This is a genomic window from Streptomyces sp. NPDC029836 (assembly GCF_055574495.1).
Window position 1 is genome coordinate 21,883 of sequence record NZ_JBVHZI010000013.1, and the last position, 21,885, is coordinate 43,767.

Below are 21,885 nucleotides of genomic sequence, written 5' to 3' on the forward strand. Positions count from 1 at the left end.
TGCGCCAGGGTCGGGCCGGGTGCCACGCGGCCGTACGGCCCGTCACCATGGACCCATGACCGAAGTACACGACGCCCCGGCCGCCGGGGCTCCCGCCGCGGCCCCGCGGCCGCCACTGCGCCGCAGCAAGCGCGACAAGGTCCTCGCGGGCGTCTGCGGTGGCCTCGGCCGGTACTTCGACCTGGACCCGCTGGTGTTCCGGATCGTCCTCGGGGTGCTCGCCGTCACCGGCGGCGTCGGCCTGATCTTCTACGGGTTCGCCTGGCTGCTGCTGCCCCAGGAGGGCGAGGACGACAGCGAGGGGAAGCGGCTGCTGACCGGCCGCGTCGAGGGCGCCACCCTGGCCGCGGTGTTCAGCGCGCTGGTGGGCTGCGCGCTGTTCCTGTCGATGATGGACAACGGGGTGATGGGGGTCTTCTCGGTCCTGGTCATCCTGGCGCTCGGCGGCGCCTCGTACTGGTCCCAGCGGCACCGGCACACCTACGCCCCCGAGGCCGAGGTCCCGGCGGCGTCCCGGCCCGCGTCCCCGGCACCGCCCGAGACGCAGGCCCCGCCCGTGCCCGGCAGCCCGTCCTGGTGGCGCGATCCGCTGGTGAAGGACGGTACGACGGGACCCGTCGGGGCGAGCGGCTACCTGTGGGGCCCCGACGACACCTCTCCGGCCTCCGACGGTGAGGGACCGGCCGCACGGCCGAGCCCGCCGGTGGCGGTGCGCGGGTTCGGCGGGGGCATCGGTGGCCGGGTCTTCGTGCTGGCCCTCGTCGCGGCGGGCGTCGGCGCGGGCTCGGTGTGGGAGGGCAGCACCCTCGGGCACGCCCTCCAGGTGGGCCTCGCCTGCGCCCTCACCGTCTTCGGACTGGGCCTCGCCCTCAGCTCGGTCAAGGGCCGCACCGGGTTCGGCACGATCCTGCTCGGGCTGCTCACCGCGGGTCTGCTGGCGGCGGCGACCGCGCTGCCGCGCGAGATCGGCACCGACTGGCGGGAGGTCGCCTGGCGTCCGGCGGCGGTGGCCGACGTACGGCCCGTGTACGCGTCGGGCACCGGGCTGGCCACCCTCGACCTGAGCCGGTTGGACGTGCCGAAGGGCTCCACGGTGTCGGTCGGCGCCTCCATCGAGGCGGGCCGGCTGAAGGTGGTCCTGCCCCGGGAGGTCACCGCGAAGGCCGTGGTCACCGTCCGGCTGGGTGACATCCGGATGCCGGGCGAGACCGGTGAGGACGTACGCATCAGACGCGGCGGCGAAACCCGGGAGGCGACGCTGCCGCCCCCCGCCGGCACCGAGGCCGGCGGGACGATCGAGCTGCGGCTGAGCGCGGCCGTGGGACAGGTGGAGGTGGCCCGTGCGGCGTCATGACTTCCAGCCGGGACGGCTGTTGGCCGGGCTGGTCCTGATCGCGGCGGGGGTGCTCTACCTGCTCGACGCGAACGGCGGGACCGACGTGCCGTGGTTCCTGGTGGTGCCGATGGCCCTGGGCGGGCTCTCGCTCGCCGCGCTCGTCGGCATGGTCACCTACGCGGTGCGCCGCGACAGGCGCCACCGGCTCGGGGAGTCCTCGGAGCGCCGGGCGGCGAGCGCGTCGAGCGACAGGTAGGGGGCCCCGGCGAGGACCAGCGGGAGCCAGGCGACCAGGTAGACGAGGTCGTTGCCGTAGTAGTACGGGGTGACCGCCCAGGAGACCGTGAGCCACAGGCTGAGCGCGATCAGCGCCCCGCCGGCGGCGGCGAGCCGGGTCAGGAGTCCCGCCAGGGTGGCCAGGCCCACCAGGAGTTCACCCGCGGCCAGCACCACGGCGAACCCGACGGGCGCCTTCAGGGCCAGGTCGACCAGGGCGGGGATCGCGGAGGTGTCGCGCACCCCGCGCATCATCTCGCCGATGGATCCGACGCCGGTGGCGGACAGGAACGCGGAGTCGGTCAGCTTGTCCAGACCGGCGTACACGAAGGTCACGCCGAGGAAGAGGCGCAGGGGCAGGAGTGCGTACCGGGCGGCTCGGTCCCGCAGGCCGCAGGGAGCACCGGAAAGGACGTCAGTTCGGGTCACGCCCCATGCATACCCCGTCGCCGTTCACTCCGCCACGTCGATGCTGTAGCGGTTCGATTCCACTCCGGCGGCGGTCACCACCTGGACATCGGTGCGCCCCGGTTCGACCTCCGCGGGGACCGGCACGGTCAGTACCGCGTCCGACGGGTTGGTGAAGCCGCCGGTCACCGGGACCAGCGGCACGTGGACGTGCACCTGCCCGATCCGGACGACCAGCCGGGCCATCATCTCGGGGGTCTGCGCCCCCGGCGGTACGAAGCCCACGCCGCGGATCTCGATGTCGTCCCCGGGGCGGACGGCGGAGTCCAGGTCCCCGGGCTCCCGTCGGCGCACCACCGACAGCACGAGCGGGCGGCTGCCCTCGGCGTACTTCGCGGCCAGGTAGACCACCGCCGACAGGGCGACGAGCAGCGCGAGCGACCAGGGCAGGCGCGGCAGCCGGTCGGGGAAGCGGGCCAACGTCACCGCGGCGTACGCCAGCACGATCGTGGAGACGAGGACGTACTGGGCGTCGGGGAAGCTGCACCGCCCGGCGTCGTCGGTCAGCAGGTCGGCCCCGGCGGGCCGGTCCGCGGGCAGCTTCTGGAGCCGCTGGTTCATGATCCGTACGGTGACCACCCGGCGCACCAGCACCGCGACGCCCGAGGTGAGCCCGAGCACCGCCAGCAGCGGCAGCGCGCGGCCGAGCGCCAGTCCGGCGTAGAGGGTGTCCCGTTCGGGGCCGGGGGCGGAGGCCGCGAGCCGCAGCGCGGGCAGCAGCGCGGCGAACGCGGTGAGCACGAGCCAGGCGGCGGGGACGGCCTTGGAGGTGGACAGCCGGTTGTCCTCGCCGACCAGCGGGGCCAGCAGTCCGCCGCGCAGCGACTGGGCGCGGGCGGCGACGGTGAGCAGCCCGGCCAGCACGAGGGCGGCCAGCAGGGCGGCGGTGCGGGCGGTGGACCAGCCGGTGCCGAGGGCGGTGCCGACCTGCACCACGAGCAGGACGCCGGCGGCGATCCACAGGGTGAGGACGGCCCGTCGGGAGAGCAGGTAGAGCCAGGAGTGCCCGGCCTCGCGGCCGCGGTCGGCGGCGGTGCGGGCGGACAGGGTCAGTTCGTCGGACACCCACTGGCGGGAGGCGCCGAGGGAGTGGGCCACGGCGGCCGGCACCCCCTGGCCGGCGGCGAACCCGTCACGTTTCTCCAGGAAGGCGGCCACCGCCCTGCGGTGTCCCTCCCGTGCGCCGTGCGGGCAGTCGTCGCAGGTGCAGGCGCCGCCGTGGGTGGTTCGGGGGATCTCTTGGACAGCCACGCGCGTGCCGCCTCTCTGAACTCCGGTGCAATGCCAGCGAATTGTGCACCACTGCGGCAGTGCTCCGGATTGCGCACGATGTCAGAGCAGGTGATTAACCGTTCATGATGTTGACGTCATGGGCGCGTCGCCCCCTTGGCGCAGCGTTTGGTAGCTCACCCAGGCCGCCAGATCGGAGCCGAACCGCTCCCGCGTGCGGACGGCGCCGCGGTGGTCGACGGGTACGGGCTTGCCCGCGGCCCGCGCGATCAGCTGGACCCGGGCGGCCCGTTCGGCGGCGACGAACCACCAGACGGCCGCGTCGACCGAGTCCCCGACGGTCAGCAGCCCGCGGTGGCGCAGGATCAGCGCCTTGTAGGGGCCGAGCGCGTGCGCGATCCGGGCGGCGGCGACGGGCCCGTCCTCGGTGAACTCGTCCAGCAGGGCGTGGTCCTCGTAGAAGGCGCAGGCCTCGGGCGTCAGCGGCGCCAGCAGGTCGCCGAGCACGGCGAGCGCCCTGCCGTACGGGGCCTGCGTGCGGACGACGGCCACCGCCCCGGGCCGCGCCCGGTGCACGGCGACGTGCACGGCGAAGGCCAACTCGTTGAGCCGGCGGGCACCGTGGAGGACGCGGCCCTCGCCGTCGGCCAGCAACAGGTCGTCGGCGGTGAGCCCGCCGAAGGCCAGGCCGAAGGGGTTGACCCAGTAGCAGTCCTCGAAACCGGGGTCCCGGACGGTGACCAGGCCGGCCGGGCCGTCCTCGTGGTCGAGCCGGGCCAGCAGCCGCAGCGCCTCGGCGAGGCGTTCCTTGCGGTGGGCGCGCTCCTCCTCGACGGTGTCGTGGACGGGCGGCATGTCGAAGCGCAGCCGCTCCACGGGGACGGGTCCGGGTCGTTCGGCCATGACACCTCCTGCGGGTCGCCGCGCAAGGTACCGGCGGCCGGTCGAAGAGGCCAGGGGCGGGCGCGCGCGGAAACGGCGGAGCCGCCGCCCCGGGATGGGGGCGGCGGCTCCGTCGGTGGTGCGTGAGGGGAGTCCTACTCCCACTCGATGGTGCCCGGGGGCTTGCTCGTGCAGTCCAGGACCACGCGGTTCACGTCGGGGACCTCGTTGGTGATCCGGGTGGAGATCCTCGCGAGCACCTCGTACGGCATCCGCGTCCAGTCCGCGGTCATCGCGTCCTCGGAGGAGACGGGGCGCAGCACGATCGGGTGGCCGTAGGTGCGGCCGTCGCCCTGGACGCCGACGCTGCGGACGTCCGCGAGCAGGACGACCGGGCACTGCCAGATCTCCCGGTCGAGGCCGGCGGCGGTGAGCTCGTGGCGGGCGATGGCGTCGGCCTCGCGCAGCAGGTCCAGGCGCTCCTTGGTGACCTCGCCGACGATGCGGATGCCGAGGCCGGGGCCGGGGAACGGCTGGCGCTGGACGATCTCGTCGGGCAGGCCGAGTTCCTGGCCGACCATCCGGACCTCGTCCTTGAACAGCTGGCGCAGCGGCTCGACGAGTTCGAACTCGATGTCGTCGGGGAGGCCGCCGACGTTGTGGTGCGACTTGATGTTCGCGGTGCCGGTGCCGCCGCCGGACTCGACGACGTCCGGGTACAGGGTGCCCTGGACGAGGAAGGCGACCGCGGGGCCGTCCTCCTGCAGGATCTCCAGCTGGGCCTGCTCGAAGACGCGGATGAACTCGCGGCCGATGATCTTCCGCTTGGTCTCCGGGTCGGAGACGCCGGCCAGCGCGGTCAGGAAGCGCTCCTGCGCGTCGACGACCTTCAGCTGGACGCCGGTGGCCGCGACGAAGTCCTTCTCGACCTGCTCGGTCTCGCCCTTGCGCATCAGGCCGTGGTCGACGTAGACGCAGGTCAGCTGCGAACCGATGGCCTTCTGGACGAGGGCCGCGGCGACCGCGGAGTCCACGCCGCCGGAGAGGCCGCAGATGGCGCGCTTGTCGCCGACCTGCTCGCGGATGGCCGCGATCTGCTCCTCGACGATGTTGCCGGTCGTCCAGGTGGGGGCCAGGCCCGCGCCGCGGTAGAGGAAGTGCTCCAGGATCTGCTGGCCGTGCGTGGAGTGCATGACCTCGGGGTGGTACTGGACCCCGTACAGCTTCTTCTCGTCGTTCTCGAAGGCCGCGACCGGGACGACGCCGGTCGACGCGGTGACGGTGAAGCCCTCGGGGGCGGCGGAGCAGGCGTCGCCGTGGGACATCCACACCGCCTGGTTGTCCGGGGTGCCCTCGAAGAGGGTGGAGCCGGACTTGGAGACGGCCAGCGGGGTGCGGCCGTACTCGCGCGCGCCGGTGTTGTCGACGGTCCCGCCGAGGGTGGTCGCCATCAGCTGGAAGCCGTAGCACATGCCGAAGACGGGGACGCCCGCCTCGAAGAGGGCACGGGAGTCGTCCAGGCGCGGGGCACCCTCTTCGTACACGGAGGACGGACCGCCGGAGAGGATGATCGCCTTCGGGTCCTTGGCGAGCATCTCGGCCACGGGCATCGTGCTGGGCACGATCTCGCTGTAGACCCGGGCCTCGCGGACGCGGCGGGCGATGAGCTGGGCGTACTGGGCGCCGAAGTCGACGACGAGAACCGTGTCCGGGGCGCTGTCGTGGGCGGCGGAGGGTGCTTCTGGCACGGGGCGGCCTTCCGGCGGAAGAGGTGGCTTTGTTCTGTCGATTCTAACGGGGGTCCCCAGCCCCTTTTCGTCTCACCATCCGAACCGGCTTGGCCCGGAGCGGGACGGAAGGTGATAATCCGTTCCATGCGCAAGCAGCTGAGCTTCCTCTTTACCTATGGCACCGGCCGGTCCGGTCGCCATGGGTCATCGTGATGCTCGCTTGAGCCACTGACTTCCCAGAGCGCCCCGGTCCGACAGGACCGGGGCGCTCCGGCGTTTCCGCTCCCGTCGGTCCCCACCACCCACAGGAGCACCGACATGACCACGATCACCACCACCCCCGAGCAGCTCATCGCCGACTCCCGGATCCGCATCGACGCGATCGACGACCGGATCATCGGCCTGATCCAGGAGCGGACGGCCGTCTCGACCGTCATCCAGGACGCGCGCATCGGCTCCGGGGGCCGCCGGGTGCACCTGTCGCGCGAGATGGAGGTGCTGGCGCACTGGAGCGACGCCCTCGGCAAGCCCGGTACCGCGCTCGCGATGACCCTGCTGGAGCTGTGCCGGGGCCGCGTCTGAGGCGCGTGCCGCCGTTCGTCACCCGTCCGGGCCGTGACCGGCCCCGCGGCGCTTCGTTGGGGTGGATGTCCGCGCCGGCCAGGCGCGGGTCCGCACCACCACGCGTGGCTCAGCGGGAGCGATGAGACGTACCGCCCGAGGGTGTGCGTCGTGGGACATCGCTCCTTCGCGTGACCGGACGGCAGGGGACAGCAGCCCGGTCACCCCGTGAAGGACGGCCGGCCCGAGGGACGCCCCGGGCCGGCCGTTCTCATGTCCGCCCCGGTCGTTCTCCGGGGCCCCGGTCCCTTCGGCGGCGTCAGCCGCGCCCCGCGCGGCGGCGTCGGAAGACCACGTACAGCGCGCCGCCCGCCGCGACCAGCGCGGCCCCGCCGAAACCGAGCAGGCCCGCGATGCCGCCGGTGGGCGCGAGGGGGCCGTCGTCGCCCAGTCCCCCGGCGGCGCTCGTCCGCTCCCTCGCGCCGGGGCCGTCCGTCGGGTCCTGCGCGATCCACGGGTCGGGGATCGCGACCGGGGCGGCGGGGCCCGGACCGATCGCGGTGCCCGTCGCGTTGGCCAGGAAGAGCGCGGCGTCGTTGGCCGGGTACGGATCGAAGGCGGCCCTTCGGGGCTCGCCCCGCGGGCCGGGGCCGCCCACGACGAGGGCGCCCTGGGCGTTCGGCACCACCTGCTCGATCCGCAGCTCGAGGACGAACTCGACGCGCTCGGACTCCCGTACGGACGGCCCCGTCGCGCACAGCAGACGGGCCGGCCCGCGCCCGGGCACGACCCGGCAACCGGCGGGGACCCGGGTCACCCGCACGCCCGGCGGCACCCGTACGTCGACCACGGTCGCGGCGGCTCCGGGCCGGGGGTCGAACACCCAGGCCGGCCCGTGGTTGCGCAGCACGACCGCGGCCCTGACCCGGGTCCCGGCGGCGCCCCGGACAGCCAGGGGCTCGATCGCGAGGTCCGCCGCGTTCTCGACGGCGAAGCCGAACTCGCGCCGGTCGGCGCGGACCGCCGGGGCCGCGCCGCGCGAGGCCCGGCCGGGCGGGACGAGCGCCCCCGGGGTCGTCGACCCGGCCCGCCTGACGAGGGTCAGCGTCCGGCCGGTGGCGGGGCCGCCGTGCGCGGGCCGGTCCGCGGACGGGCGCCCGGTGTGGCCCGGGCCGGCCGGGGTGACGCCGTAGCCGAGCAGTTCGGCGCGGGCGAACGGGGTGGCCCTGAGGTCGAGGGGGCTGTCGGCGGCCGTCTCCCAGACCTCGCCGGCGGCGAAGTGTCCGGCGACGGTGCACAGGGCGGTGGTCGAGGTCGGGCCGGTGCGGTAGGCGCAGTTGTCGTAGCGCCGCGCCAGTTCCAGGCCGCGGGTGGTGGTGAGTTCCAGGACCACGCCGCTCGCCGGGCCGGTGCCCCGGTTCGCGAAGGCGAGCGGCAGCGGCTGGCTCTCGCCCGGCTTCGGGTCCCGCTTGAGCCGCAGCTCCTCCACCGCCAGGTCCGGGCCGCCGACCGTGACGCGGGTGACGGCCGCCGCGACGGCCACGCCGGCCGCCCGGGCGATGACGGTGAGGGTGCCGCTCGCGCCGGCTCCGGCGCCCTGTTCGGCGCTGACGTCCAGGTCGAGCACCACGCTCGCGCCCGGGCGGACCTCCCGCTCGACGCAGATCAGGCGGGCGCCCTCGGCGGCGCACCTCGCCGCCGGCGCGGCCCCGCCCTCCCGGACGACGGCCACGCCCGCGACGCCGCTCAGGTCGACGGTGAAGGTGACGTCACCGCCGCCGAAGCCGTCGGCGCCCGTCGCGCCGGCCGTGTCGGTCGCGGAAGTCGCGGAAGTCGCGGTGTCCCCGTCCGCCCCGTGGCCCTCCCCCGCGGCCGGCAGGTCCAGGCGGAACGCCAACGGCGTCGGCCGCGCGTCACCCGTCGCGGGGCGCGCCGGGAGGGTCAGCGCGGCCGGTCCGACCAGGGCGATCAGCGGCTGCGCGGCGTGTGCGGAGGGGACGGCCGGCCCTGCGGCGAACAGGCCGCAGACGGCCAGCAGGGCGATGCGACGTCTCATGCCCCCCTTGACCGCCGGACCGCCCGCACAGTTGCGCACTACGCCGTGTGACCGACACCACAGCCCCGGGGACGGGATTCCGGTACAACCTTCTCCGGCGACCGACAGTCACTCATGTACTGCGGTGAGTACCGCGCTCGGAGGGGGAGCGCGGTGCTCACCGTCGTCATTTCTCAGGATGGTTCGGGCTCCGATTGCCTGCGGGGCACGTCCGGGACCGCCAGGAACGGCAGCCGCAACGCCCCGAAGGCCTCCTTCGGCACCGCCGGCCGGTTCGGCTCCACCGCCGCCAGCCGTACGTACGCCTCCCCCTGCGCGGGCCGCCGGTCCGCCTCGCCCTTGTTGGGCCAGTACGACATCGCCCGCTCGGCCTGCGCCGTGATCGTCAGCGACGGGTTGACGCCGAGGTTCGCGGAGACGGCCGAACCGTCGACGACCGAGATGCCCGGGTGCCCGTGCAGCCGGTGGTACGGGTCGACGACGCCCTCCCGCGCTGAGGCGCCGATGGGGCAGCCGCCGAGGAAGTGCGCGGTCAGCGGGGTCCCCATCAGTTCGCCGATGTTGCTCCCGGCGAAGCCGTTGATCTCCTCGGCCAGCAGGCTCGCTGCCCGCGTCGCCGCCTCGATCTGCACGGGGTTGGGGGCACCGTGGCCCTGCCGGGCGGTCAGCAGGCCCTTGCCGAGGCCGCCGGGCTTGCGGTACGTCGTCAGGGAGTTGTCCACCGACTGCATGACCAGGCCGATGATCGTTCGTTCCGACCAGCGCCGGTTGGACAGCGCGCGCAGCAGCTGGACGGGGTGCTTGGCGGTGCGGGCGAGCCAGGACCGCACCCGGTGCGCGCCGTAGGGCACCTGGAGGATGGTCATGAACCCCATGGCGTTGGAGCCCTTGCCGTAGCGGACCGGCTCGATGTGGGTGTCGACGTCCGGGTGGACGGACGAGGTGATGGCGACGCCCCGGGTGAAGTCGACCCGCCCGACACCGCCGTGCCGCCTGCGGTAGCGGCGGTCGTCGGTCTGCGCGCCGACCAGGCCTTCGGAGTTGGTCCGGGTCAACTCGCCGAGCCGGTCCGAGAGGTGGGGCAGTTCGCCCCGGTCCTTCATGGCGTGCAGCAGGGTCTGGGTGCCGTAGGTGCCCGCCGCGACGACCACGTACCGGGCGCGGAGCACCCTGGCCCGGCCCTTGCGGCGGTGGTCGGTGGGGACGGTGCGGACGCGGTGGCCGCCGTCGGGGTGTTCGGAGAGTGCGGTGACGGTGGTCATGGGGTGGATGACGGCGCCGGCGCGTTCGGCGAGGTGCAGGTAGTTCTCGTTCAGGGTGTTCTTCGCGCCGTGCCGGCAGCCGGTCATGCACTCGCCGCACTCGGTGCAGGCCCGGCGGGCCGGGCCGGCGCCGCCGAAGTACGGGTCCGCCGCCTCCTGTCCGGGCAGGACCCGGCGCTCGTCGCCGGTTCCGCCCGCTCCTCCGGCGTCCTCGCCGTCGCCGAAGAAGACGCCGACCGGGGCCATGTGGAAGGAGTCCCCGACGCCCATCTTCTCGGCGGCGGCCTTGAGGTGGACGTCGGAGGGCGTCAGCGTCGGGTTGAGTCGGACGCCGAGCATCCGCTTGGCCTGGTCGTAGTACGGGGCCAGTTCCGCGCGCCAGTCGGTGATGGACGCCCACTGCCGGTCCTCGAAGAAGGCCGCCGGCGGCACGTAGAGGGTGTTGGCGTAGTTGAGCGAGCCGCCGCCCACACCGGCGCCGGCCAGCACCATCACGTTGCCGAGCAGGTGGATGCGCTGGATCCCGAACAGTCCGAGGGCGGGCGCCCACAGGTAGTTGCGCAGGTCCCAGCTGTTGCGGGGCAGGCTCTCGCGGGTGAAGCGGCGCCCCGCCTCCAGGACGCCGACCCGGTAGCCCTTCTCGCTGAGCCGCAGCGCGGAGACGGCCCCGCCGAAGCCCGATCCGATGACGAGGACGTCGTAGTCGTACCCGTCCTCCGGGCCGCCTCCGCGGCCGCCGTCGTTCTCGTACGACACTCCCGTGCCTCCCAATCGGTCGCGCCCGGCGACGTCGGAATGGCCTGAACGGCCCGGACGTCCTAGCGGAACCGCAGCGCCTTGAGGACCTTGAGGCTGCGGGTCATGAACCGCGCGTACTGCTCGTCGTCCATGCCCATCGACGGGGCCATGGGCAGCAGCCGCTGGTGGGCCACCGTCTGCGCCTCGGTGTACTTGAGGATGCCCTCGGAGCCGTGCCGGCGGCCGAGTCCGGAGTCCTTCATGCCGCCCATGGGCGCCTGCGCGCTGCCGTAGGCGGGGGCGTAGCCGTCGTTGATGTTGACGGTGCCGGTGCGCAGGCGGGCCGCCACGGAGTGGCCGCGGCGGGCGTCCTTGGTCCAGACGCTGGCGTTGAGGCCGTAGCTGGTGTCGTTGGCCCGGGCGATGACCTCGTCCTCGTCGGTGAAGCGGTAGACGGAGACGACCGGTCCGAACGTCTCCTCGGCGCAGACCGCCATCGGGGCCTCGACCCCGTCGAGGATGGTGGGTTCGTAGAAGAGCGGGCCGAGGTCGGGGCGGGCGACGCCGCCGGCGACGAGGACGGCTCCCTTGGCGACGGCCTCGTCCACGTGCCGGCGTACGGTCTCCAGCTGCCGTTCTCCGACCAGCGAGCCCATGTCCGCGCCGTAGGCGAGGGCGCTGCCCAGGCGCATGGCCTTGGTGCGGGCGGCGAAGCGCTCGACGAACTCGTCGGCGATCGAGGCGTGGACGTAGAGCCGCTCGATGGAGATGCAGAGCTGGCCGGCGGAGGAGAAGCAGGCCCGGACGGCGCCCGCGGCGGCCTTCTCCACGTCCGCGTCGGCGAGGACGAGCATGGCGTTCTTGCCGCCGAGTTCCAGGCTGACGCCGACGAGGCGGGCGGCGGCGCCCTGCGCGACCTCGCGGCCGGTGCGGGTGGAGCCGGTGAAGGAGACGTAGTCGGCGTGCCGGACGACCTCGGGGCCGACGACCGGGCCCTCGCCGAGGACGACCTGGAAGACCTCGGCGGGCAGGCCGGCCTCGATGAGCAGGTCACGGGCCCACAGTGCGGTGAGGGCGGTCTCGGTGTCGGGCTTCATGACGACGGCGTTGCCGGAGACGAAGGCGGGCAGGGCGTCGCCGACGGAGAGTTCGAGGGGGTAGTTCCAGGGGGCGATCTGGCCGACGACCCCGCGCGGCTGGCGCAGCTCGGTCACCTTGGTGAGGGTCGGCATCGCGCCGGTGTGCCCCTTGGGGCGCAGGTAGGAGGGCGCCCTGCGGCCGTAGTGCCGGGCGGCGACCACGACGGCCTGCACCTCCTCGTGGGCGTGCAGGCGGGCCTTGCCCGTCTCCAGCTGGATGAGGTCGAGCACCTCCGCCTGCCGCTCCAGGACCAGGTCGTGGAAGCGCAGCAGCACGGCCGCGCGCCGGCGTACGGGGACGGCGGCCCAGGCGCCCTGGGCGGCGCGGGCCCGGGCGAAGGCCTCCGCCACGTCCTCGGGGCCGGCCTCGGGCAGGTCCGCCAGCTTGTCCCCGGTGAAGGGGGTGTGGTTGGCGGTCCGGCCGGAGCCGATGACTCCGCGGGTCAGCCGGGCGACCAGGTCGGGAGTCACCACGTCGGCGGCCGTGCGCACGCCTGCCGGGGCCGGGGCGGCCGGGTTGGTGGGCCGCGGTGCGCTGCGGAGGGGGGCGGCGGGGGCCTGCGAGTCCGTCATGGCCGTGAGCGTATGCCGCCGGGAGGCCTTTGGGTACCCGTGGGTAACCGGATTTTGCCAAGTCTGCCAGTGATCGCTGGCGCATTGGGTGCGGTGTGGCGCGATCAGCCCTTCTTGGGCGCCGCCTGCCACCCGCTGAGCACGACGTCGAACTGTTGCCGCGTCTTCGTCCAGTCGCTCACCGGCCCGGCCATGTAGATCGCGTACTCGACGCCCTCGGGCGTCACGTACATCTGCTCGATGGCCCGGCGCGGTCCGGGGAACTGCACCTTCTCGGTCCAGCTGAAGTCCCACTGGGCGCCCAGGGCCGTGTCCCGGAAGCTGTTCTGGCGCAGGATCTCGCGCCTGTAGTCCATGCGTTCCTTGACCTGTCGTTCCATGTCGAGGACGTGCATGTACGGGTTCGGGTAGTCCGGGGTGGTGTCGATGGCGATCCGCAGGACGTGCCGGCCGTTGTCGGGGGTGTAGTCGATCTGGTTGCCGTTCATCAGGCGCTGCCAGCCCTCCGGGACGAAGAGCGTGAACCCCTCCTCGTCCTGGACCCGCTTCCAGCCCGCCGGCACCGGCTTGGTCGCGGCGTCGTCACCGGACGCGGCGACGTCGGGCGCGCCCGCCGAGGGCTTCGACCCGCTCCTGCCCTCGGTCCCGCCGTCGGGCCCCTCCAGCCAGGTCAGTACGCCGAACACGCCGCCACCGCCGAGCAGCGCCGCCACCACGGCCACGGCGGCGGCCCGCTTGAGCCGGCCGGGGGTCGACCCGGCGGGGGCCGGCGCGGCCACCGGGACGGCGGTGGTCGCGGCCGGGGCGGCGGGGGCCGGCTCCGGCGGCGGCTGGGGGGCCGCCTCCAGGGACTCGCGCTCGTCCGCGGTCACCGCACGGGTGGGCACGTAGGCCTGCGCGGCCTTGGGCTCCCGGCCCTCCATGGCCTGCAACAGCATCTGCTCGGCCTCGGCCGCCGACGGACGCTCGGCGGGATCCTTGCGCAGCAGGGCGGTGATCACCGGTCCCAGCGCGCCGGACTGCCGCAGGGCGGGCGGTTCGTCGTTGACGACGGCCTGGAGGCTGGAGATGGGCGAGGTCCGCCGGAACGGCGACAGGGCCTCGACGGCCGTGTACAGGGTCGCGCCGAGCGACCACAGGTCGGAGGCCGGGTCGGGGGCCCCGCCGGTGACCCGCTCCGGGGCCAGGTAGTCGATGGAGCCGACGAGTTCCCCAGTCCGGGTGATGGAGGAGTCGCCCTCGATCGCCGCGATGCCGAAGTCGGTCAGCAGCACCCGACCGTCCTTGGCGAGCAGCACGTTGCCGGGCTTCACGTCCCGGTGCAGCACGCCGACCGCGTGCGCGGCGCGCAGCGCGCCCAGCACGTGCAGCCCGATCCGGGCGGCCTCCATGGGCTCGATGCGGCCCGCCGCCTTCGCGGCCTCGGCGAGGGAGGGGCCGTCGATGTACTCCATGACGATCCACGGCCGGTCGTCGTGTTCCAGTACGTCGTGCACGGTGACGACCGCCGGATGCTGGATCCGGGCCGCCGCCCGCGCCTCCTTCTGGGTACGGGCGTGCAGGACCTCACGGTCCGCCTGGGCCACGTACAGACCCGCCGTCAGTTCCTTGACGGCCACGGTCCGGTGCAGCAGCTCATCGTGCGCACGCCACACCTTGCCCATGCCGCCACTGCCGATGGGCTCCACGAGCCGGTACCGGCCCGCGAGCACCGCACCCGCGCCTGTCTGCTGTTCCACGAAACCCCGCCGCTCTGTGCACTTCGGGCCAGATTACGGAGCCTGCGGCCAGAGCCGAAACCGCGCGGGGGCGGTAGGGCGGCACTGTGACGCAATTGCCGTATTGACAGGCCGTCAGTCCTTCCTCAACCCCCGGACTTGTAACTCGCCGTGGCCTTCTCGAAGACGTCGGTGACCTTGTCCTGGTTGTCCTCCGGACCCGTCACCATGACGATGTGGTACTTGCCGCCGAGCGCGACGACGAAGTTCCGGGCGAACAGGGACCGGCCCGCCGCGTCGATCCAGGTGTACCGACCGGTGACCCGCAGCTGCTGGCCCACCTTCGTGGACTTCACGTCGCCGGCGGAGGCCCAGGTGGAGTTGCGGTACGGGGCCAGTTCCGGCTCCTTGTCCTTCTGGTAGCCCACCGGATCCGGGCTGCCGCCCTCCACCTGGTCCCGGCCCGGCACCACGATCAGGGTGAACTGTCCCTGGACGTAGCGCACCTGACCGGCCTCGTTGATGGTCTGCCGCTCCCAGCCGTCGGGCACCGCGATCGAGAAGTGCGCCGGGTCCTGCTGGACGGTGAAGCCCTGCGGCGCGGGCGCGTCCGCCTGCGGGGCGGGCTTGGACTCGGGGCTCGCCGAGGGGGTGCGGCTCGGCTCGGGCCGCGCCGGGCCGCTCCCGGTCGGCGCGGAGGCGGAGGGCTTGGGACTCTGCGCCGCCGTCGGCTGCTGCCCCCCGGCCTCCGGGTCCCCGGACCGGGGCATGAACAGCATCGCGTACGCCACCGCCCCGGCGAGGACGGCCAGGACCCCGACGAGCAGGGTCCGGCCCAGGGCCCGCGGCTTGCGCGGGGCGGCCGGGTTGCGGTGTCGCCCGTGCAGTTCGCCGCGCCGGCGCGGCAGGGGCAGCCGGGTCGGGTCGGGTTCCGCCGTCGGGAGCGCGCCGAACGCGCCGTCGGGCTCCGGAGCGGAGCGCACGAGGGAGCGCAGCCAGCCGCGCAGCTCCTCGAAGTCGGGCCGCTCGGTGGGGTCCTGGCGCAGCAGTGATTCCACGACCGGGCGCAGCGGGCCGCACTCCTCGGCGAACGCGGGGGACTCCGCGCACACCATCTCGACGAGTTCGGCCACGCTGTCCTCGGGGTACGGGGCGTGGCCCTGTACGGCCCGGTACAGCAGGGCGCCGAGCGCCCACAGGTCGGTGGCCGGGCCGACGGGCGCGGCGAGCTGCCAGTGGCCGTGCACGGGCCCGGCCTGTTCGGGCGCCCACCGCTCGGTCACGGCCCCGACGACGGCCATCCGCGTCTGCCGGGCCCGCTCGGCGTCCAAGCCGGTACGCGGACCCCCACCGCGCCCGCCGGGCGCGTCCCAGCCGCCCCGGGCCGGGGCGACGGGCAGCGGGGCGGACGTCGGGGCCGGGCGTCGTGAGCCGGTGGTGTCCCGGCCGCCGGCGGGCGGGGTCGCGGGGGACGGCACCGGGAGGGCGGGGCGCGCGGCGGCGCCGGGCCGGTGACCGCCGGACGTGTCCCAGCCGCTGCGACGGGGCGGCGGGGTCGGGGCCGGGGCCGGGGCCGGGGTCGGGGGTCCGCCGGGGGCCTCCGCCTGCTGGTAGCCCTGGGGCAGGGCGAGTCGGGCGGGGAGGGCGGGCCGGCCCGCGTCGGCGGCCGGGGCCTCCGGCTCCGGCTCCGGCGCGAAGAACTCCTCGTAGGGCGGCTCGGACGGTTCCTCCCCCGACGGCGCCGGGAGCTCCCGGCGCGGCGGCTCCGCCGGCTGCGGCTCCGCCGGCTGGGTGCGCCGGCCGGCGCCGTGCCAGGGCGGGGCGGCGGCGCCGTCCGGACCGCCGTACGGGTACGCGTAGCCCTGCGGCAGGTTGGCACCCGTCGGCCGCACGGGCGGCAGGAGGCCCGGCGGCGGTTCGGCCCCGGTCGCGGCCCCGCGCTCCCCGGCCACCTTCGCGGCGGCGGCCCGCGCCCCGGCCCGGTAGGCGGCGATGGTGCCGGCGCGGGCGGTCGCCCGGAGGTCGGCCGCGTCGTCCTGCGGGGGCAGCGCCCGCTGCGGGGTGATGTGGTCGGAGTACCGCGGCCCGGTGTCGTAGCCGGGAGCGACGAGCGGCGCGTACGCCGGCCCGGGCGCCGGCGGCTCCGGCGCGTACGCGGCCCCCTCGGCGGGCGGCTCCGACGGCGCCCACTCCCGCGCCCCGAAACCGGCACCGGGCGGCTCCGGCGAGAGCACCCCGGCGCCGGGGCCGTCGTACCCGGGGCCGGGGCCGGTCGGCGGGTCCCATCCCGAGCTCGTGTCCGCGGGGTCCTCGAAGTCGGGGCGCGGCACCGGGTCGTACCCGCACAGGGCCTCCTCGGCGGCGCCCGCCGCCAGCCCGGTCAGGACGACACGGCCGTCATCGCATATCAACACCGTCCGGACGGTGATGTTCCGGTGCGTCCAGCCGTGCGCGTGCAGCACCCGCAGCGCGGTCAGCACGTCGGAGGCCACTTCCGCCGCCCGGTACGGACTCAGCGGTTCCTCGGCGATCAACGCCGCCAGCGGCCTCGCCGGGACGAGTTCGCTGACGATCCACAGCGAACCGCCCTCCGCGAACACGTCGAAGACCTGGTCCAGGCGCGCGTGGTCGGGTACGGACGCGGCCGCCTGCGCGGCGGCGATCGCCCGCCGCACCGCTGGCAGTTCGCCCGTGCGTTGCCGCTGCGCGGCCTGCGGTCCGTACGACCCGTCGAGCAGCTCGGCGTCCACGACCTCCGGCAACGGCACCTGCCGGACCAGGACTTCCTGCCCGCTACGGGTGTCGAAGGCCCTGGTCTCCGTCAGCTCGTACTCGTCGGACGGCGGCAGCGGCAGACGGTAGCGGTCGGCCAGGATCCGGCCCGCGTAGTCCTCCACATCGACTCCCCCGAGTGCGTCGGGCCCCCCATGGCCCCCCTCGACACGATACGACGCTCATGGCGCCCGCGTCCTGGGCCTGGCGAGGCTCGTCAGCCGAGCACCTGGAAGGTCTCGAACGCCGTGTTGCGCATCTGGGTGCATTCGGCACCGTCCCACTGGTCCGCGGCGCAGCTGATCATGATGGCGTAGCCGTGCTGCGCGTCCACCTTGAAGCCGCGGTTGAGGACCCTGACCTTGACGCCCTGCTGCTCGCGCTCGAACTCCCAGTCGGCGACGGTCGGGTAGCCGCGGTAGTCCACCTTGTCCAGGCGCAGGAGGCGGTAGTCCGTGCTGCTGCCGGCCACGGCGGGCGCGAGCTGGGCCCACGCGAGGCGGGCGTCGTCGGTCGGCTTGTCGCCGAAGTCGACCTGGATCCGCGGGAAGCCGCCGTCGCGGCTGTATATGCCGCCGGAGTTCTTGCCGGCGGTGGCCGTCTGGTGGAAGCCCTCGGGCATCGCCATCGAGAAGCGGAACCGGGGTTCCGACACCATGGCGTACCCGGCGGGCAGTCCGCCGGGGCCACCCGGACCGGTGCCCTGACCCTGGCCCTGACCCTGGCCTTGATTCTGACCTTGGCCCTGACCCTGGTTCTGTCCCTGGCCCTGGCCGGGATCCGCGCTCGCGCCGCCGCCGGGGGTGGTGCTGGGCCGGCCGTCCTGTCCGGGCGTGCTCGGGGCCGGGCTCGGGGCGGTGCCGCCCGCGCCGGCGCCGGCGGACGTGCCGGGCGTCGGGGTGCCGGAGGAGACCGGACCCGGGCCGCCCTTGCCCTTGCCCTGGTCCTTGGCGTCGTCACCGCTCATCGCGTACGCGATGAGCGAGCCGATCACGGCGAGGACCACGACGACGCCGGCTATCGCGAGCACGATCGTGCGGCGCGACATCACGTCGGTGAGCGACGCCGGCACGGGAGCGGGCCGGTTCGGCGCCTTGGCGGCGGAAGCCGCCGCGGCGGTCGCCGCGGCCTCGGCGGCGGCCGCCTTGCGGGTCGACTTCAGCGCGGCGCGCGTCCGTTCGCGCTGTTCGCGCTCGCGCCGGTCGCGTTCCTTCTTGGCGGCCTTCTCCGCGGCCTTCTCCGCGGCCTTCTCGGCCGCCCTCTCCGCCGCCTTGTCCGCCGCCATGTCGGATACCGCGTCCGCCGGGGAGAGGGACATCTGTCGCGTCTCCTCCACGGCCGGCACCGGCAGCGGCGCCGGTTCGGGATCGGGAGCGTTGAGCACCGAGGTCAGCATCGTGCGGGCCTGCTCGTCGCCGAGCCGCAGGGCCGGGTCCTTGACCAGCAGGCCGTAGATGACCTCGGTCAGCGGGCCGGCGTTCTGCGGAGGGTCCACCGCCTCGGTCATCACCGCGGTGAGGGTGGCGAGCGCGGAGCCCTTGTCGTACGGGGGCACGCCCTCGACCGCCGCGTACAGCAGGCCGCCGAGCGACCACATGTCGGCGGGCGGGCCCGGCTTCTGGCCGCGGGCGCGCTCGGGCGAGATGTACGAGGGGGCGCCGACGAGCATGCCGGTGGAGGTGATCGAGGGGTCGCCCTCGACCTGCGCGATGCCGAAGTCCGTCAGGACGACCCGGCCGGTGCCGGCGATGAGCACGTTGGACGGCTTGACGTCTCGGTGCAGGATCCCCTGCTGGTGCGCGGCACGCAGGACGTCGAGCACCGCGAGGCCGACCTCGGCGGCGCGGCGCGGGGTGAGGGGGCCGTTCTCCCGGACGAACTCGGCGAGCGAGGAGCCCTCCACGAGTTCCATGACGATCCAGGGGCGGGCGTCCTCGTCGACCACGTCGAAGACGGTGACGGCGCCGGCGCTACGGATGCGGGCGATCGCCTTGGCCTCGCGCAGGGTGCGGGTGATGAGGCGGCGCTTCTCGTCCTCGTCGACGCCGCTGCCGAAGCGGAGTTCCTTGACGGCGACGGTCCGGCCGAGGACCTCGTCCTCGGCACGCCACACGGTGCCCATGCCGCCCTTGCCGAGCACGGAGCCCAGTCGGTACCGGCCGGCGAGCAGACGCCCCTGGTCCTTCCCGTTGCCCTGCCCGGGCGCCGGCGGGAACGCGGCGGTCCGCACCGCCCCGGTCGGCCGCCGCACCCCGTCGTCCGCGAGGGGCTTGGCGGCAGCCTCGGCCTTCGCGGCAGCGGGCCGGTCCGAGGTCGGCGCGTCAGCGGGCTCGGCGACGGGCTCGGCGGGGCCCGACTTCGCAGCGGCGGGCTCTGCCACGTCCTTGGCAAGCTCCGGCTTCGCCGCCTCGGTGGGCTTCGCGTCCGCGGGCGGGGCCGCGGCCGACGGGTCGTCAGCGGGTACGGCCTTGGGCGGGCTCGCCGGCGCGGCCTCCGCACCGGCCTCGGACGACGGGGCGTCAGCGGGCTGGGCGGCGGGCTTGGCGAAGTTCAACTTCGAGGCCTTGGCCCCGGCACCGGCGGCCGGCCGCGCACCCGCCGGCTCCGCCGCACCCTCGGCAAGGGTCGACTTGGCGCCACCGACGTCAGCCGGCCGCGGCGCATCCACCGGCTCCGGCGCAACCTCGGCAAGGGTCGACTTGGCGCCATCGGCGTCAGCCGGCCGCGCATCCGCAGGCTCCGCCGCACCCTCGGTGACGGTCGGCGTCGCCGCGTCGGCATCGGCCGACGTCGCGTCAGCAGGCTCGGCCGGCGCACCGGCAACCGGGGTGGCGTCCGCCGAAGTCGGCTTCTTCGTCAGGGGTATGGACCCACCAGATCCGGCCACGGGCACCTCGCCCGCACCCGCCCCGGCCGCACGCGGCTTCGCCGCCGCAGAGCCCACCTCGGCAACACCCGGCTTCGCCGCAGCGGCACCCGGTTCCACGTCCTCGGCGCCGACCTCGACACCCACCACTGACGGCTCGACCGGCTTCGGCTTCGGCTTCCGCTTCGCCGCCGACGGCGTGGCCGGTTTCCGACTCCCGGCACCCGATCCGGATCGGGACCTCGGCGCGGGCACGGTCCTCGCCGCCTCGGGCTTCGTGTCCCGCGCGGCGGGCGCGCTCGCGGACGGCACCGCCGAAGACGCAGCCTCGTCCCCGCCATCCCGCTTCGCCGCAGGCGCCCCGGCAGGCGACTCGGTGTGCTCCGGCTTCGACATGCGTCCCCTCTGCGTTCGTGCAGCCTGCCCCGGCTGCCCCGGCAGCCGCCGGGGGGCACGATAACCCGCCCCGGCAGAAACCTCATTGTTGCTCACTCCGCAACGGACGGACGCCCCGGGTCCGCGGTTCCGCCTTCCGCATCGCGGAGTTACAACGGAACGATGTCGGGCGCCCCCAGCCGCGCCGCGTCCGCCGTCTGGTCGTCGGGCTGGCGCTGCGACTCCCGTTCCGCCTGTACCCGCTTCTCGTAGTGCTCCACTTCCTTCTCGATCTGCTGCTCGTCCCACCCCAGTACCGGAGCCATCAATTCCGCGCACTCCCGGGCGGACCGCGTCCCCCGGTCGAAGGTCTCGATGGAGATCCGGGTCCGCCGCGTCAGCACGTCGTCCAGGTGCCGCGCCCCCTCGTGCGAGGCCGCGTAGACGACCTCGGCCCGCAGGTAGTCGTCCGCCCCGGACACCGGCTCGCCGAGTCCGGGATCCTTCGCGATGAGGTCGAGCAGTTCCTCCGTCAGCGAGCCGTACCGGTTCAACAGGTGCTCCACCCGCACCACGTGGAGCCCCGTCCGGGCGGCCGTGCGGGCGCGGGCGTTCCACAGGGCCCGGTAGCCCTCGGCCCCCACGAGCGGCACGTCCTCCGTGACGCAGTCCGCGACGCGTTGGTCCAGCCCGTGCACCGCCTCGTCGACCGCGTCCTTCGCCATGACCCGGTACGTCGTGTACTTGCCGCCCGCCACCACCACGAGCCCCGGCACCGGATGCGCCACCGTGTGCTCCCGCGAGAGCTTGCTCGTCGCGTCCGACTCCCCGGCCAGCAGCGGCCGCAGGCCCGCGTAGACGCCCTGGACGTCGGCGCGCGTCAGGGGCACGGCCAGCACCGAGTTGACGTGCTCCAGCACGTAGTCGATGTCGGCGCTGGAGGCGGCCGGATGCGCCTTGTCGAGGTCCCAGTCCGTGTCCGTGGTGCCCACGATCCAGTGGCGGCCCCACGGGATCACGAACAGCACCGACTTCTCGGTCCGCAGGATCAGCCCGGTGCTCGAATGGATCCGGTCCTTCGGTACGACCAGGTGGATGCCCTTCGAGGCGCGGACGTGGAACTGCCCGCGCTCGCCGATCAGCGCCTGGGTGTCGTCCGTCCACACCCCGGTGGCGTTGACGACCTGCTTGGCGCGGATCTCGTACTCGGCGCCGCCCTCCACGTCCCGCACCCGCGCGCCGACGACCCGTTCGCCCTCGCGCAGGAAGCCGACCACCCGCGCCCGGTTGGCACAGTGCGCCCCGTACGCGGAGGCCGTGCGCACCAGCGTGGCGACGTAGCGCGCGTCGTCCATCTGGGCGTCGTAGTACTGCAGGGCTCCGACCAGGGCGTCCTTGCGCAGGGCCGGGGCGATGCGCAGCGCGCGCGTGCGCGAGAGGTGCCGGTGCGTGGGCAGGCCGCGGCCGTGTCCGCTGGAGATCGACATGGCGTCGTAGAGGGCGACGCCCGAGCCGGCGTAGAAGCGTTCCCAGCCCTTGTGCTGGAGGGGATAGAGGAACGGCACCGGCTTGACCAGGTGCGGGGCCAGCCGTTCCAGCAGCAGGCCGCGTTCCTTCAGGGCCTCCCGGACGAGCGCGAAGTCGAGCATCTCCAGGTAGCGGAGCCCGCCGTGGATGAGCTTGCTCGACCTGCTCGACGTGCCGGAGGCCCAGTCCCTCGCCTCCACCAGGCCGGTCGACAGGCCCCTGGTCACGGCGTCCAGCGCGGTGCCGGCGCCGACCACGCCCGCGCCCACGACCAGGACGTCCAGTTCCCGTTCGGCCATCCGGGCGAGCGCTTCGGCCCGCTGTGCCGGTCCCAGTGTCGCTGTCCTCACGGCTGCCTCCCGTTGCTGCGGGCCCT

15 protein-coding genes are annotated in these 21,885 nt (G+C 74.5%); 4 read left to right on the forward strand and 11 right to left on the reverse strand.

The features are described from left to right. The first annotated feature begins 55 nt into the window (after positions 1-55). Positions 56-1,354, forward strand: coding sequence for a PspC domain-containing protein (locus ACZ4XJ_RS29705; protein ID WP_468497999.1), 1,299 nt, complete (start codon positions 56-58; stop codon positions 1,352-1,354). Continuing rightward, positions 1,341-1,592 (forward strand): hypothetical protein, encoded by a 252-nt coding sequence (locus ACZ4XJ_RS29710; protein WP_362881843.1) that lies wholly within the window; start codon positions 1,341-1,343, stop codon positions 1,590-1,592. The genes ACZ4XJ_RS29705 and ACZ4XJ_RS29710 overlap by 14 nt, the downstream gene beginning before the upstream one ends. Here ACZ4XJ_RS29710 and ACZ4XJ_RS29715 read toward each other — a convergent pair. From ACZ4XJ_RS29715 to guaA, 4 genes are all read right to left on the reverse strand, one after another. Continuing rightward, entirely contained in the window at positions 1,511-2,041 is a 531-nt protein-coding gene (locus ACZ4XJ_RS29715) for a TQO small subunit DoxD (protein WP_362881845.1), read from the reverse strand. The two genes, ACZ4XJ_RS29710 and ACZ4XJ_RS29715, sit on opposite strands and share 82 nt — an antisense overlap. Positions 2,042-2,065: 24 nt before the next feature. Continuing rightward, on the reverse strand, positions 2,066-3,331 hold the full coding sequence (locus ACZ4XJ_RS29720) for a hypothetical protein (RefSeq protein ID WP_468498000.1): 1,266 nt from the start codon (positions 3,329-3,331) through the stop codon (positions 2,066-2,068). Positions 3,332-3,433: 102 nt separating this feature from the next. Then, complete coding sequence (locus ACZ4XJ_RS29725) at positions 3,434-4,213, reverse strand: class II aldolase/adducin family protein (RefSeq protein ID WP_362881849.1); 780 nt, start codon at positions 4,211-4,213, stop codon at positions 3,434-3,436. A 134-nt stretch (positions 4,214-4,347) separates the two neighbouring features. Next, on the reverse strand, positions 4,348-5,940 hold the full coding sequence (gene guaA, locus ACZ4XJ_RS29730; protein ID WP_362881851.1) for a glutamine-hydrolyzing GMP synthase: 1,593 nt from the start codon (positions 5,938-5,940) through the stop codon (positions 4,348-4,350). A 300-nt stretch (positions 5,941-6,240) separates the two neighbouring features. On the opposite strand from guaA, the gene ACZ4XJ_RS29735 reads away from it, so the two are divergent. Then, a complete protein-coding gene (locus tag ACZ4XJ_RS29735; protein ID WP_362881853.1) occupies positions 6,241-6,504 on the forward strand; it encodes a chorismate mutase in 264 nt (87 codons plus the stop codon). A gap of 298 nt (positions 6,505-6,802) precedes the next feature. Here the strand turns inward: ACZ4XJ_RS29735 and ACZ4XJ_RS29740 are convergent, their stop codons facing one another. From ACZ4XJ_RS29740 to ACZ4XJ_RS29765, 6 genes are all read right to left on the reverse strand, one after another. Next, a complete protein-coding gene (locus ACZ4XJ_RS29740; protein ID WP_468498001.1) occupies positions 6,803-8,539 on the reverse strand; it encodes a hypothetical protein in 1,737 nt (578 codons plus the stop codon). Positions 8,540-8,712: 173 nt separating this feature from the next. Beyond that, entirely contained in the window at positions 8,713-10,557 is a 1,845-nt protein-coding gene (locus ACZ4XJ_RS29745) for a GMC oxidoreductase (RefSeq protein ID WP_468498002.1), read from the reverse strand. Positions 10,558-10,619: 62 nt separating this feature from the next. Beyond that, entirely contained in the window at positions 10,620-12,251 is a 1,632-nt protein-coding gene (locus ACZ4XJ_RS29750) for a succinic semialdehyde dehydrogenase (protein ID WP_468498003.1), read from the reverse strand. 104 nt (positions 12,252-12,355) lie between these two features. Further along, entirely contained in the window at positions 12,356-13,990 is a 1,635-nt protein-coding gene (locus tag ACZ4XJ_RS29755; RefSeq protein ID WP_468498004.1) for a serine/threonine-protein kinase, read from the reverse strand. A 125-nt stretch (positions 13,991-14,115) separates the two neighbouring features. After that, entirely contained in the window at positions 14,116-16,866 is a 2,751-nt protein-coding gene (locus tag ACZ4XJ_RS29760; protein WP_468498005.1) for a serine/threonine-protein kinase, read from the reverse strand. Positions 16,867-16,958: 92 nt separating this feature from the next. Beyond that, a complete protein-coding gene (locus ACZ4XJ_RS29765) occupies positions 16,959-19,409 on the reverse strand; it encodes a serine/threonine-protein kinase (protein WP_468498006.1) in 2,451 nt (816 codons plus the stop codon). A gap of 85 nt (positions 19,410-19,494) precedes the next feature. On the opposite strand from ACZ4XJ_RS29765, the gene ACZ4XJ_RS29770 reads away from it, so the two are divergent. Next, positions 19,495-20,067 carry a hypothetical protein gene (locus ACZ4XJ_RS29770; RefSeq protein ID WP_468498007.1) on the forward strand — a complete coding sequence of 191 codons (573 nt, stop codon included), beginning with the start codon at positions 19,495-19,497 and terminating at the stop codon, positions 20,065-20,067. An 85-nt stretch (positions 20,068-20,152) separates the two neighbouring features. On the opposite strand, the gene ACZ4XJ_RS29775 is transcribed toward ACZ4XJ_RS29770, so the two are convergent. After that, entirely contained in the window at positions 20,153-21,859 is a 1,707-nt protein-coding gene (locus ACZ4XJ_RS29775; protein ID WP_362881865.1) for a glycerol-3-phosphate dehydrogenase/oxidase, read from the reverse strand. Positions 21,860-21,885: the final 26 nt, after the last annotated feature.